The sequence below is a fragment of the Massilia sp. W12 genome, assembly GCF_037300705.1.
Taxonomy (GTDB): Bacteria; Pseudomonadota; Gammaproteobacteria; order Burkholderiales; family Burkholderiaceae_D; genus JACPVY01.
In genome coordinates, this window is sequence record NZ_CP147776.1 from 3,961,502 (window position 1) to 3,975,336 (window position 13,835).

The 13,835-nt window shown below is 57.5% G+C and carries 12 protein-coding genes; 4 read left to right on the forward strand and 8 right to left on the reverse strand.

Annotation, left to right across the window (positions count from 1 at the left end; translation table 11 throughout):
* Window positions 1-19 precede the first annotated feature (19 nt).
* A complete protein-coding gene (locus tag V8J88_RS15900; protein ID WP_338845179.1) occupies window positions 20-811 on the forward strand; it encodes a transporter substrate-binding domain-containing protein in 792 nt (263 codons plus the stop codon).
* A gap of 108 nt (window positions 812-919) precedes the next feature.
* Window positions 920-2,452: a hypothetical protein gene (locus V8J88_RS15905; protein WP_338845180.1), complete on the forward strand. Its 1,533-nt coding sequence runs from the start codon at window positions 920-922 to the stop codon at window positions 2,450-2,452.
* 91 nt (window positions 2,453-2,543) lie between these two features.
* Here the strand turns inward: V8J88_RS15905 and aceA are convergent, their stop codons facing one another.
* On the reverse strand, window positions 2,544-3,836 hold the full coding sequence (gene aceA / locus V8J88_RS15910) for an isocitrate lyase (protein ID WP_338845181.1): 1,293 nt from the start codon (window positions 3,834-3,836) through the stop codon (window positions 2,544-2,546).
* 452 nt (window positions 3,837-4,288) lie between these two features.
* On the opposite strand from aceA, the gene rraA reads away from it, so the two are divergent.
* A complete protein-coding gene (rraA, locus tag V8J88_RS15915; RefSeq protein ID WP_338845182.1) occupies window positions 4,289-4,795 on the forward strand; it encodes a ribonuclease E activity regulator RraA in 507 nt (168 codons plus the stop codon).
* Between the two features lie 8 nt (window positions 4,796-4,803).
* Here rraA and V8J88_RS15920 read toward each other — a convergent pair whose 3' ends face one another.
* Both V8J88_RS15920 and clpB read right to left on the reverse strand, forming a co-directional pair.
* Window positions 4,804-5,988 carry an MFS transporter gene (locus V8J88_RS15920; RefSeq protein ID WP_338845183.1) on the reverse strand — a complete coding sequence of 395 codons (1,185 nt, stop codon included), beginning with the start codon at window positions 5,986-5,988 and terminating at the stop codon, window positions 4,804-4,806.
* A gap of 188 nt (window positions 5,989-6,176) precedes the next feature.
* Window positions 6,177-8,768 carry an ATP-dependent chaperone ClpB gene (gene clpB, locus V8J88_RS15925; protein ID WP_338845184.1) on the reverse strand — a complete coding sequence of 864 codons (2,592 nt, stop codon included), beginning with the start codon at window positions 8,766-8,768 and terminating at the stop codon, window positions 6,177-6,179.
* Window positions 8,769-9,033: 265 nt separating this feature from the next.
* Here clpB and V8J88_RS15930 point away from each other — a divergent pair, with 265 nt between their 5' ends.
* Window positions 9,034-9,564, forward strand: a complete 531-nt coding sequence (locus V8J88_RS15930; RefSeq protein ID WP_338845185.1) for a hypothetical protein — start codon at window positions 9,034-9,036, stop codon at window positions 9,562-9,564.
* Window positions 9,565-9,675: 111 nt separating this feature from the next.
* Here V8J88_RS15930 and V8J88_RS15935 read toward each other — a convergent pair whose 3' ends face one another.
* The 5 genes from V8J88_RS15935 to V8J88_RS15955 form a co-directional block, all read right to left on the reverse strand.
* Window positions 9,676-10,302, reverse strand: a complete 627-nt coding sequence (locus V8J88_RS15935; RefSeq protein WP_338845187.1) for an HNH endonuclease — start codon at window positions 10,300-10,302, stop codon at window positions 9,676-9,678.
* 496 nt (window positions 10,303-10,798) lie between these two features.
* The gene (locus V8J88_RS15940; RefSeq protein WP_338845189.1) at window positions 10,799-11,530 is read right to left on the reverse strand and encodes a PEP-CTERM sorting domain-containing protein; all 732 of its coding nucleotides are present in this window, start codon (window positions 11,528-11,530) and stop codon (window positions 10,799-10,801) included.
* Window positions 11,531-11,747: 217 nt separating this feature from the next.
* Window positions 11,748-12,125 (reverse strand): fluoride efflux transporter CrcB, encoded by a 378-nt coding sequence (crcB, locus tag V8J88_RS15945; RefSeq protein ID WP_338849902.1) that lies wholly within the window; start codon window positions 12,123-12,125, stop codon window positions 11,748-11,750.
* Window positions 12,126-12,127: 2 nt separating this feature from the next.
* Window positions 12,128-12,595 carry a molybdopterin synthase catalytic subunit MoaE gene (gene moaE / locus V8J88_RS15950; RefSeq protein WP_338845190.1) on the reverse strand — a complete coding sequence of 156 codons (468 nt, stop codon included), beginning with the start codon at window positions 12,593-12,595 and terminating at the stop codon, window positions 12,128-12,130.
* Between the two features lie 7 nt (window positions 12,596-12,602).
* Window positions 12,603-13,610 carry a serine/threonine protein kinase gene (locus V8J88_RS15955; protein WP_338845191.1) on the reverse strand — a complete coding sequence of 336 codons (1,008 nt, stop codon included), beginning with the start codon at window positions 13,608-13,610 and terminating at the stop codon, window positions 12,603-12,605.
* Between the last annotated feature and the right edge of the window lie 225 nt (window positions 13,611-13,835).

The following is a 13,835-nucleotide window of genomic DNA, read 5'->3' on the forward strand; positions in this document are numbered from 1 at the left end:
CCCAGCTGAATGCCCGATCATGTCCTTGAATCGTCGCCAAGCGCTAGCCGCCACGCTGCTTTGCCTGAGCGCACCACGCCTGCTCAGAAGTGAAAATGCGCCAATCCGTCTCGCCTTTTCTGATGTACCGTCCTGGCCCTGGCAAGTGGGCGAAAGTATGGCGCTGGCCAATCCGCCGGGGATTGCGGTGGAATTGATCAAGCTCGCCGCCGCGCAGACCGGCATGCTGTTGCAGATTGAACGCATGCCTAACAAGCGCATCCTGCAATCGCTGCAAAGCGGAGCGCTGGATGGCGCCTTTATCTATTCATATAGCGCAGAACGGGCGCAATTTGCCGCCTACCCCATGCAAAAGGGACAGCCTGACAGCTCACGCCGGGTGGCCCGCCTGTCTTATTATCTGTACCAGTTACAAGGCCGTCCTGCGATCTGGGACGGCCAGCAATTTACACGCCTGCATGCCCCGCTGGGCGCGAATGCCGGCTACTCAATTGCAGAGGATTTGCGCAAACAGGGTATGGAAGTGGAGGAAGCGAAAACCACGGAACAAAACTTCGCCAAACTGCGCAAAGGCCGGCTGGCGGCTCTGGCGCATCAAGACCATATTGCCGACCTGTATCTGGCGCAACACAAAATCAAGGATGTGCAACGCCTGCCGCAAGCGCTATCCTCAAAAGACTATTTTCTGATCTTCAACCGCCAATTCGCCCAGACGCAAGCGGCGCAAGTTGAAACCCTGTGGGAGCGCATCGGGACTTTGCGCGACAACTTCACGCGCCAAGCGCTGCCGCGTTACAGTGCGAAAGAATAAAACGCAATCAATACACGCTTGAAGCACGCGATTGGTGAGCAATCATGCGGGAAATTGCTTATACTTCGCCCATCAAATAAGCATACATATATTATTTACTCACCACTCATGTTCTCACATTCTCCCCTTCTGGCCCGTTCCCTGCTCTGTTGCAGCCTGGCCATCAATCTGTGCTGGCAGACTGCCCCCGCCCATTCCACCAACCAGCCGCCGCAAGCGCCCAGCCAGGCGTCTGAGTGGCGTGCGGCGGCGCAAACTGAAGTTGAAGCAGCATACCAACTGATGCGCGCGAACCATCCCGGCATGAGCGATCCGGACAATCCGGGCTTTGCCGCGCAATTGGCGCAAGCGCGTCAAACCGCGCTGGAATATGCGCAAAAAGTGACAAACCAGGGCGGCTTTCGCGCCACGCTGGCGAGTTTCACCACCATCTTGCAAGATGGCCATGCCTGGGTCGGCCCCAATTTGCCAGCGCAGCAAAACACCGTGCGCTGGCCCGGCTTTATCAGCGCCTGGCGCGGCGCCTCCTTGTTGGTGTTTCGCTCTGATGAGGAAAACATCCCGGCTGGCGCGCAAATTCTGCATTGTGATGGCGTGCCAGCGGATGCATTAATGCGTCAACGCGTGTTCCAGTTCGGCGCGCAGGAAAATTTACCCGGCCATTGGTGGAGCGAGGCCTATATCGTCATGCAGGAGCGGGACAATCCTTTTTTGCCGCCGCTGCAACAATGCGCCATCCGCATCCAACAGGAAACGCACCAAGTGCAACTCAAATGGCGGCCCATGCCGCCCAAGGCCCGGCAGTGGGTGGATGAGAGTATCAGTGGCGAGCGCCTGCCGATTGGCCGGCGCTGGCTGGCTGACGAATTACTGTGGATCGCCCTGCCCGACTTCAAACCCGGCAAGGCGGAAGTGGCGCTGTATAACAGCATGCTTAGCCAATTAAGCACAGAGCGCGAGCGGGTGCGGCGCGCACGCGCGATTGTGCTGGACCTGCGCCACAACAGCGGCGGCAATTCGACTTGGGCGGATAAAGTGGCTGGCGTATTGTGGGGCCAAGCCTTGCTCGAACGTGCTGTAGAAGCGTATTCCGCCAGGCAGGAAGTCTGGTGGCGCACGTCGCCTGACAATATCACCCATGTGGCGCAAACGATTCCTGACAAATTGCGCGAATTGGGCTTGCAGGAAGAAGCGGATGAAATTGCCGAAATCGGTCAGCGCATGCAAGCTGCGGCCAGACAGGGCGAAGATTTTTACCGGGCCGGCCATGGGCGCAAAACCGCGCCATCCTTGGCGCAAGCGCTGCAGGCGCAAGCCGGAGATGCGCCAAGGCTGACGCCGCCGGTTTGGGTGATCATGCCCGGCTACTGCGCCAGCAGTTGCCTGGACGCGATAGACCGTTTCAAACTCTTCCCCAACACGCGCTTGATCGGCGCCCCCAGCGCAGCCGACAGCACGTATATGGAAGTGCGCAAACAATACAGCCCGTCCGGCTTAAGCCGGCTGGTGATCCCGGTCAAACTCTACCGCAATCGCCCGCGCGGCAATAATGTGTATTACACGCCGGATGTTTTGCATACTGATCTGGATTGGGGAACAGCGGGTTTTGAACGCAAGATCCGCAGCCTGCTGCCGAAGTGAGTCAGGACGGCCAGGCAGAGAAAGCAAGGCTATCGATGCAGCCACATGAAAAAACCGCCTTGCGGCGGTTTTTTCATTTCACAGCAGCAAATCAATGCTTGCCATCAAAGAACTGCTCATCCTCAGTCGAGCCATGCAGCGCGGTGGTGCTGCTTTGGCCTTGCTGGATGGTCTGGGTCACGGCGTCGAAGTAGCCGGTGCCGACTTCGCGCTGGTGTTTGACGGCGGTGAAACCGCGTTCCGCTGCGGCGAATTCAGCTTCCTGCAGTTCGACGAAGGCCGACATTTGGCGGCGCGCATAGCCGTGCGCCAGGTTGAACATGCCGTAGTTCAGCGAGTGGAAGCCGGCCAGGGTGATGAATTGGAACTTGTAACCCATGGCGCCGAGTTCGCGCTGGAATTTGGCGATGGTGGCGTCGTCCAGATTCTTTTTCCAGTTGAACGACGGCGAGCAGTTGTAAGCCAGCATCTTGCCCGGGAATTTGGCGTGCACCGCATCGGCGAAACGCTTGGCGAATTCCAGATCCGGCTTGCCGGTTTCACACCACACCAAGTCCGCATACGGCGCATACGCCAAGGCGCGCGAGATGGCTTGTTCCAGGCCCGGCTTGACTTTGTAAAAACCTTCCACCGTGCGCTCACCGGTGCAATACGGCTTGTCATTGTCGTCCACATCGGAAGTCAGCAGGTCAGCAGCTTCAGCGTCAGTACGGGCAATCACCAGGGTGGACGTACCCATCACGTCAGCGGCCAGACGGGCGGCGGTCAGTTTTTCCACGGCTTCGCGGGTCGGCACCAACACCTTGCCGCCCATGTGGCCGCATTTTTTGACCGATGCCAATTGGTCTTCAAAGTGCACGCCGGCGGCGCCCGCTTCAATCATGGCTTTCATCAATTCAAAGGCGTTCAACACGCCGCCGAAACCGGCTTCCGCATCCGCCACGATGGGAGCGAAGAAGTCGATATCGTCTTTGCCTTCCGACCATTGAATCTGGTCAGCGCGCTGGAACGTGTTGTTGATACGGCGCACCACCATCGGCACCGAGTTGGCCGGGTACAGCGATTGGTCAGGATACATTTCGCCCGCCAGATTGGCGTCGCCTGCAACTTGCCAGCCGGACAGATAAATGGCTTTCAAGCCGGCTTTGACTTGTTGCATGGCCTGGTTGCCGGTCAGGGCGCCCAGGGCATTGACGAAGGGTTCATTGTTGACCAGGTTCCACAGCTTTTCGGCGCCACGTTTGGCCAGCGTATGTTCAATTTGCAAAGAACCACGCAGACGCACCACGTCTTCTGCGGTATACGCACGCACCACGCCCTTCCAGCGCGGATTGGTATCCCAGTCGTGTTGCAGGCTTTCGATTTGCTGTTGACGTGAAGACATTGTTTTCTCCTGTGAGATGAAAGTATCAAACCCTTGCACAACCGCACCCTCTGCAGCTGCTGCGATGGAATAAGCATAGGCGCTTTTCCGCATTGCATCAAGGTCTTATATAAGACACAAAACACAAACGAAAAGGCTTTTAAATCAACATCTTACAAAACAAATTTCATGATACGGAACGCCATTTCTTCCCGTGAGAGAAAAATGCTGCAAAATAGGCCCTGATTTCCCGCAATACAAAATACGCATTTCGCAATGTGGAATGATTCAGGTTTTTTGGAAGCATTTCTCGGTTTTGTCGCTGGTGCGCCGAATTTTGTCAGTTCATCATAACAAGCTCTGCGCTGCTGTGCACAAAAAATGGGCAGGCCGGGCGTTTTTTGCCACAGTGCAGGGACATGATTGCGGCTTTTTGCCAAGCACACCTGACCAGACAGAAAAGAGGAAAACCCATGACTGCGATTGATTTCACCTGTTGCGATTTGCTCGACGCCAATGAAGCGCTGCAGGCGCAAGGCCGGCTGGCGGTGTTGCCGCCGCTGTTTAAAAGCTATGGCGCGCTGACGCGCTTTGCCGGCCCGGCGCATACACTGAAAGTGTTTGAAGACAACGCCCTGGTGCGCGCCGCACTGGAGCAGGCGGGCGCGGGCCGGGTCTTGGTGGTGGATGGCGGCGGCAGTCTGCGCACCGCGCTGGTCGGCGGCAAGCTGGGCCAATTGGCGCAAGACAATGGCTGGGCCGGGCTGCTGGTGTTCGGTTGCATCCGCGATGCGGAAGAAATCAATGCCTGCCGGATCGGCGTGCGCGCGCTCAACACCATGCCGCAAAAAAGCAGCAAGCAGGGTTTTGGCAGCGTCGGCGCGGTAGTCGATATCGCCGGCGTAAAAATCGCGCCCGGTGATTGGATTTACGCCGATGCCGACGGCGTACTGGCGGCAGCGCAAGCTTTGCATGCCTGAAACAGCGTTTATGCCGCCGCCGGCAGTCGCAAGCGCTGCCCGCTGGTGAGCCAGGCGGCGCCAATCGCCAGCCATTGGCACAGGCCGATGCCAAGCAACACCATGCCGGCGCGCCCATGATCGAGCAATCCGGCAAACAGCAAGGGGGCCAGGGCGAAACCCAATTCAAGGCCGCCATACACCAGGCCATAGACGCGCCCGATCGCTTGCGCCGGCGCGCTGCGGCGGATTAAAAAATCGCGCGCCGGCCCCGCACTGCCGGAACACAGCCCCATTAAAAACAGCACGGGAAACAGGGTCAGCGCCGGCAAGCCGCGCCAGCTCAGCAGCAGCGCAAGCAAGCCTGCCAGACCAAAGGCCATGGCGATGATGCGCTCATGCCCCTGTTCGCGCGCCGCCAGAAAACCGCCGGCCAGCATGCCGCACGCCGAGCCGCTCATGAAGACGCTCAAGCCGGTGCTGGCGGCCAGCAGGCTGATGTGGTGAATTTGATGCATCACCGGAGCCAGAAAGTTTTGCACCCCGCCCAAAGCCAGCGCGCTGACCAGAAAAAACAAAAAACTGGCCCATAAAGCCGGTTGCCGCAGCAAGCTGCGCATAGCCGGCCCTGCGCATTGCTTGCCCGGTCCGGGTTGCGGCGCCGGCGTGCCTTGCGCCAACAAGAGCATGGCCAAAGCCGGCAGCAACGCCGCCCCCAGCATGGCGGCATGCCAGCCGGCGAAATGCGCAATTCCCAGTAAATACAAAGGCGCGGCCACCCAGCCGATATGGCCGGCCAAGCCGTGCATGGAAAATGCATGCCCCAAGCGGGCCGGACTGATGCAGTGATTCAGCAGGGCGAAATCGGCTGGATGAAACACACTGTTGCCCAGCCCCGCCAGAATCGCCCCAAACAGCAAGGCGCCCCAGCTGTTTGCCTGCGCCAGCCAGAGCGCGGAAGCGCATAAAAGCGCCAAGCCGCCCAGCAACACACGGCGCGCGCCATAGCGATCCACCAGCACCCCGGCCAGGGTTTGCGCCACCCCGGACACCAGAAAATAGACCGTCATCAACAAGCCCAATTCCTGCCAGGAATAGCCGGTGGCGTTGCGAATGGCCGGAAACAGCACCGGCAGCAAGAGATTGTAGAAATGTGCGCAGGCGTGCGCATAGCAGATACTGCCGATGATGCGTGCATCTTGTCGCAGCGTCATGTCGGTCCTTTCGCCAGGGGCGCAGCAGATCTGCGCATCGGAATCATGCTAAGCGAATTGGCCGGCTTTGAACAGCCGCCGCCGCGCCGTGGCCTGATTCATGCGCGGTGTTGCAACAGATGTTGGTCGCATGCAGACAAACAAAAACCCGGCGCGCAGCCGGGTTTTTGTGAAGCAATGAGATGAGATTATCCCTTGTCGAAACTTAATTCGCCGTTCTTGACATCCACCAGCACCCTGTCTTTCGGCCCGAAACGCCCGCTCAAAATATGTTTCGAGAGCGGGTTTTCGATGTATTGCTGCACCGCCCGTTTCAAAGGCCGCGCGCCATACACCGGATCGAAACCGGCTTCGGCGATCTTGTGCAAAGCCGCCTCCGAGACTTGCATACCGATTTCGACGCGCGCCAGGCGCCCTTGCAAAATCGCCAGCTGGAATTTGGCGATTTGCCCGATCTGCTTTTCATCCAAACCATGGAAGACCACGATTTCATCGATACGGTTTAAAAATTCCGGGCGGAAATGGGAACGCACATCCGCCATCACCGAAAGCTTGACCAAGGCCGGGTCGCTGTCTTCCATGGCCTGGATTTTTTGCGAACCCAGGTTGGAGGTCATCACGATCACCGTGTTTTTGAAATCCACCGTGCGCCCCTGGCCATCGGTCATGCGGCCATCGTCGAGCACTTGCAAGAGCACATTAAAGACATCCGGGTGCGCTTTTTCCACCTCATCGAGCAAAATCACGCTGTAAGGTTTGCGCCGCACCGCCTCGGTCAGATAGCCGCCCTCGTCATAGCCGACATAGCCGGGCGGCGCGCCGATTAAACGCGCCACCGAATGCTTTTCCATGAATTCGCTCATGTCGATGCGGATCAGGGATTCCTCGGTGTCAAACAAGAATTGCGCCAGCGCCTTGCACAGCTCGGTTTTCCCCACCCCGGTCGGCCCCAGGAACATGAAGGAGCCATACGGGCGGTTCGGATCGGCCAGCCCGGCGCGCGAACGGCGAATCGCATCGGCCACCGCGCTGATGGCTTCATCCTGCCCCACCACGCGCTTATGCAAATGGTCTTCGATGTGCAAAAGCTTATCGCGCTCGCCCTGCATCATGCGCGAAACCGGAATGCCGGTGGCGCGCGACACCACTTCGGCGATTTCTTCCGCGCCCACCTGGGTGCGCAAAAGTTTGCGCGTGCTTTCGGACTGTTCGGCTTTTTGCTCGGCGTGATCGGCTTGTTTCAACTCGGCCAGCAATTCCTGCAGGCGGCCATATTCCAATTCCGACGCGCGCGCCCAATCGCTGTTGCGCTTGGCTTCCTCGATCTGGAAGCGCACTTTTTCGATTTCCTCTTTGATATGGCTGCTGCCTTGCAAAGCGGCTTTTTCGGCTTTCAGAATTTCTTCAAAATCATTGTATTCACGCTGCAAACGGCTGATTTCTTCTTCAATCAGTCCCAAGCGCTTGGCGGACGCTTCATCTTTTTCCTTTTTCACCGCTTCGCGCTCGATTTTGAGCTGAATCAAACGGCGATCCAGTTTATCCATCACTTCCGGCTTGCTGTCGATTTCGATTTTGATTTTCGAGGCCGCTTCGTCAATCAAATCAATTGCCTTATCCGGCAAAAAGCGGTCGGAAATATAGCGGTGCGACAATTCAGCGGCGGCGATAATCGCCGGGTCGGTGATTTCCACTTTATGGTGCAATTCATAGCGATCTTGCAAGCCGCGCAAAATCGCAATCGTGGCTTCCACGCTCGGCTCATCGACCAGAATCTTTTGAAAACGGCGCTCCAGCGCAGCGTCTTTTTCAATGTATTTGCGATATTCATCCAGCGTGGTGGCGCCAACGCAATGCAATTCACCGCGCGCCAGGGCCGGTTTCAACATATTCCCGGCGTCAATCGCGCCTTCGGCCTTGCCGGCCCCGACCATGGTGTGCAATTCATCAATAAAAACAATGGTGCGGCCCTCATCCTGGGCCAATTCTTTCAGCACCGATTTCAAGCGCTCTTCAAATTCGCCGCGATATTTGGCCCCGGCCAGCAGCGCCGCCATATCCAGCGACAGCACGCGTTTGCCTTTCAAGGATTCCGGCACTTCATTATTCACAATGCGTTGCGCCAGCCCTTCGACGATCGCGGTTTTGCCCACCCCCGGTTCGCCGATCAAGACCGGATTATTTTTGCTGCGCCGCTGCAGCACCTGAATCGCGCGGCGGATTTCATCATCGCGCCCGATCACCGGATCGAGCTTGCCTTGCTTGGCGCGCTCGGTCAGATCGAGGGTGTATTTGCGTAAAGCCTCGCGCTGGCCTTCGGCGTCATTCGAGTTCACCGTCTCACTGCCGCGCACAGCCAAAATCGCCGCTTCGAGCGCGGCGCGGCTCAAGCCATATTCGCGCGCCAATTGGCCGGCGGGCGATTTATCTTCCAGCAAGGCCAGCAAAATCATTTCGCTGGCGATAAATTGATCGCCGCGCTTTTGCGCTTCGCGATCGGCCAGATTCAAAATCGCAATCAATTCGCGCCCTGCCTGCACCTCGCCGCCATTGCCGCTGACCTTGGGTTGCCGCTCCAGCGCCTGTTTCAAGGCATTTTGCAGACCGTTCACATTCACCCCGGCGCGCTGCAATAAGGAACGGCTTGCGCCATCATCCGATTGCAGCAAAGCAATCAATAAATGCAGCGATTCAATATAGGGATTGTCATTGCCGACGGCCAGGCTTTGCGCATCCGCCAACGCTTGTTGCAATTTGGTGGTGAGTTTGTCTTGTCGCATTTCAGGCTCCTGCGTAAGTGTTCGATTGAAGCTGATGTAGGGGCGCAGGGGCCAGTTTCAAGCGCCTTTTACGCGCCTCCCCCATTGTGCCTAGATCAGGTCTTTTGCCGAAAAAAATGGCAACTCTTACTTTGCGGCAAGCTGCGCTGCAATATCGCAACAGAGACTTACACAATGCGCGCCAAGTGAATTTCAGCATGCTATTCTGCGCGCCTCTTCTTACAAAAATTCCTTTTCTTCTCACCTAATTCTCCCGGAGACTTTGATGCAAACCATGTTTCGTTCCCATTTGGAATGGGACGCTGATGCCACACATCTGCGCGCCCGCATCATTCATCACACCACGCGCGACAATCTGCTGCTGGCCTTTCTGCTGGCGCTGTCCTGGCTGTTCTTCAGTTTTCTTTTAGTCAATTTGAGCGATCAAAACCACCCGGCCCCGCTGGCGGAACTGCTGGTGTGCGCCATCTTGCACGGCACGCTCTTGCTGGGTCTGGGCTGGCTGGCCACCGGGCGTCAGGAATTCATGGTGGAAGGCGGAGAATTGGTGCAATCGCTTACGCTGTTCGGCCTGTGCTGGACGCGCCGCGCACAATTGGCGCACATCGCCGAACTGGAAATCTGCGCCTGCAGCGGCTATGAGGAATTAGGGGAAAACGATTATGTGCAAATCGAATTCCAGTGCGGCAGCAAGCGGCGCAAACTGGGCAGCGAACTGCCGCTGGCGCAAGCGCGTGAAGTGGTGCAACGCTTAAGGCATTATTTGCCGCAACAGCAGCTGCGGCAGGCGGCTTGAGTTTGTGCGCGCCTTGCGGCAAGAGGCGTGACGCGAGATGGCAGGCCAGCAGGTCTGCTTTTTCTTACTTCAGCATGGGGGGCTGATCACACACATAGCCCCGCTGGAACATCAACCATGCTGAAAAATCTCCTCCCTATGCCTGCGCAAAAAAGCGGGGTCCGGTAAAAACTTATCTGGCAAGCGCAAGCGTGCGCCTTCACATTGCAGTAGCGCTTGCTGTAAAAATGGATCATCAAAGGCTTTGAGTTTGGGCGAAATGCACACAGTTAAATCGTCCTGAATACAGAGCAAACCGCTATCAAACGCTTTGTCATGCAAGACTGAGAGGCAAAGTCCGTTGTGCGGGTTGATGCGGTTTTTGACATCCCAGCTCCAAGGCACAATGTGACTGGCAATCAGAAATTGTGGGACAGATAGACCGCTTATACAGCAACGCTGATCATAGGTGCTCAATACAATATTGCGAAAGAATGATTGGCCGACACGCACCGTGCTCAAAACTGTCCTATCTTCAGCACTAAAATCGTCAACCAGCGCAGCCTCTTCTGACTTGGTATGCTCGCTTTGCGCTGGTTCAAACAACTTTCTGGCAGCTTCCGTATGCAATGCAAACGCCTGCCAATCCGCCTGCATTTCCTGCCACATCGCCCGATCTGCATTCGACGCGCCAGGCAAACCCTTGCGCCCGGTGTTGATAATATCGGGGTCAAGGCTGGCAATATTCGTCAATTTCATGGCAAGCGCGGATGGCGTGCGCCCCATCAAACCGGCGCATCGTATGATTTCTGGATTGCGCATATGCAAATTGCCAAAGGGCATGCGGCAATACAGATAAAACGCGAATAACAATTCATCACGCGACCAAGACCGACGAGTTTCCATTACCCCTCCAATGAAGCCCCCAACACAAAGCCCGCAATAACAAAGCCCAGCATCACGCCGCCACATCCCGCAAACAAAGCAATCTCCTGGCGTACAACGCCGCGCTGGAAATCTGCGCCTGCAGCGGCTATGAGGAATTAGGGGAAAACGATTATGTGCAAATCGAATTATAGTGCGGCAGCAAGTGGCGCAAACAGGGCAGCGAATTGCCGCTGGCGCAAGCGCGTGGAGTGCGCCAAGGTCTGATGGATTTTTTGCCGCAACAGCAGCTGCGGCAGGCGGCTTGAGCAAAAAAGCGGGACAGATGGGAACGCCATCCGCCCGCCAGTTCTGAATATGGCAGTTGCGCTTACGCAGTGATTTTCTGCTCTTGTTTGCGATAGTGCTTGCGGCCCATGAGCGCCAGCAAGCCCATGCCAAGCAGCCCCCAGGTTTCAGGTTCCGGCACAACGCTGGTCTGCAAGACCACATCGTCGAGCATGTAGTAAGAGACATTCGACGAAGACAAGCCGATGAATTCCAGCCGGTCCATCTGCAAACCCTGCAAGGCGCCCAAGCCGCTGCCGCCATAACTGGCATAGCTGTTTTGTGGCGTGGCCAGATCAACCGTCGCCAGCAAGCGCCCATTGCGCCAGGCGCTGGCTTGCACTGCCGTGGTCTGACTGCCATCCCAGGTGGAATTGCCCACCACCAGACTCTGCAATGAAAAAACCGTATTGGCAGTTGTGGGTTTGAAAAAGAGCGGGTCCTTTCCAGCCATACCATCGCGCCACAATACACCCCGTTGTGCTGTTGGGCGATCTGGAACCTTATGGATTACCTGGCTATTCACTTCATGAAAATGCAAGTCGCCGCTCGCGGCTGGCCCGCTCCCCTGAATATCCACCATAAAACCATCCCGGATTAGCGCACCCCAGCCTCGGCCATCCTCTGTACCGTACACCGTACCAAGATGATTATTGGGATCTGCTTCTTCAAACGTGAAGGTATGCGTTGCCGCCTGCGCCATCGGCGCCGCCAGCAAGCTGGCAAACATAACTGCACTGCTCAAGCCCATCATGCGTGAAGTACGTGTTTTCATCTCTCTCTCCTCTGTTGTAAGTATGCGCCACGGCTTCCCTGCCTGGCTTTTGCAACACCCGCTTGCGCTGTGTCTTAATCAAATCTTAAACGGCATTATTTGGAATTAAGCGATAAAAAGAAGCCATTTCACAGCGCAATTCTCCACTTTGGGGTCAAGCATGGAGGATGTGATGAGAAAGCAGGCGGGGAAATACGGCGGGAGGGCGCAGCGGCGGTTAACTCAAGGCCCGATACGCCATCAAGCCGGCAAAACACAACAACACCGAGCCGCCCAGATGCAAGGCGGAATGCAGCAGCGCCGCTCCGGCTTGGCCGCTTTGCAGCAGGGCCATGCTTTCAGCGGAAAAGGTGGAAAAAGTGGTCAGGCCGCCCAGAAATCCGGTCACTGCGAATAAGCGCCATTGCGGCGCCAGGCCGGGGTGGTGCAGGAAAAAGCCGCTGGCGATGCCGATCAGAAACGCGCCGCCCAGATTCGCCGCCAGCGTGCCGCCGGGGAGGTTGTGCCACAGCATGGGCAGGCGCACACTGAGTTGCCAGCGCAGAATCGCGCCCAACGCGGCGCCCAGGCCCACCGCGCCTGCGCTCCACCACATATTCATGCCGCGCCTCTCTTGGCGGCCCATTTTTGCACTGCCGCGTCATCGCTGCTGCGCGCATCGACCCAGCGCGCGCCCTGCGCGGTCTGTTCTTTTTTCCACAGCGGCGCTTCGATTTTCAGGTAGTCCATGATGAATTCACAGGCGGCGAAGGCTGCGCCGCGATGGCTGGAGGCGACCGCCACCAGCACTATTTGATCCATCACTTGCAAGGGGCCGACACGGTGGATCACCAGCGCGGCGTGCAAATCCCAGCGCGCGCGCGCCTGGTCGATGATGGCTTGAATCGCTTTTTCGGTCATGCCGGGATAGTGCTCCAGCTCCATGCTGCTGACCGCCGCGCCCTCATTCATTTCGCGCACCGTACCGATAAAACTGACCACCGCGCCCACACCGGGCAAGCCGGCGCGCAAGGCCGCCACTTCGCGGCTTACATCAAAATCTTCACTTTGTATTCTGACTGTCATGCCACCCTCACACGCGCAACGGCGCTTCGCTCAACAAGGCGATTTGTTCACGTAATTCGATGATTTTTTCCTGCCAATAACGCTCTGTGCCAAACCAGGGAAAGGCGGGCGGGAAGGCCGGATCAGTCCAGCGCCGCGCCAGCCAGGCGGAATAGTGAATCAGGCGCAGACAGCGCAGGGCTTCAATCAAATGCAATTGGGACGGGTCGAATTCGGCAAAATCTTCGTACCCTTCCAGAATATCGCACAGCTGCTGCGTCATCTCGGCGCGATCGCCGGATAAGAGCATCCATAAATCCTGAATCGCCGGGCCGTTTCTGGCGTCGTCAAAATCGACAAAATGCGGGCCGGAATCGGTCCACAAGACATTGCCCAGATGGCAATCGCCGTGCAGGCGGATTTCCGGGTAGTCGCCAGCGCGCGCAAATGCGGCGTGCACCGCTTCCAGCGCCTGCTCCCAGGCGGCGCGCCAGGCCGGGCGCAAGGCTGGCGGTAAAAAGTCGTGTTCCAGTAAAAAGCGCCCGGATGCTTCGCCCAGCGCCGCGATGCTGATGCGCTCGCGCGCGGCAAATGGCTGGCGCGCGCCTATCATGTGGATGCGGCCCATAAAGCGGCCCAGCCAGCGCAACACTTCAGGATCAAACAATTCCGGCGCGCGCCCGCCCTGGCGGCGGAACAGGGCGAAGCGCAAATCGCCATCGTGCAACAGGGTTTGCCCGTCCACTGTCAGCGCCGGCACCGAGGGCACTTCGGCTTCAAACAATTCCTGCAAAAACGCATGCTCTTCCAAAATCGCCGCATCGCTCCAGCGATGCGCGCGGTAAAACTTGGCGATGATGGGCGCGCCATCTTCAATACCAACTTGATAGACCCGGTTTTCATAGCTGTTCAGGGCCAAGAGGCGGCCATCGACCGCCAGCCCGCGCGCGGCTAAAGCATCCAGCACGCGCTCCGGCGACAAGCCGGCAAAGCCCTGGCCGAGCTGGTTTGCTTCTGTGGTATGTGATAAAGACATGGGAACGATCCGGCTGCTAATGCCTCATTTTAGCCCAGCCTGGGAATCGCTGGACAATTCAGCGTCTTGGCTGATTTGGCTTGCCCAGGCACAGTTTTTTTATCATTCGTAGCGGGCTGAGGGCTGTTTTTTGCCGTTCGCACTGGGCTTATTGCATTTTTTCCCTTGCGCCACCCTGCCCTTCGACAGGCTCAGGGCGAACGGCAGGTAAAAATTACCGTCAGC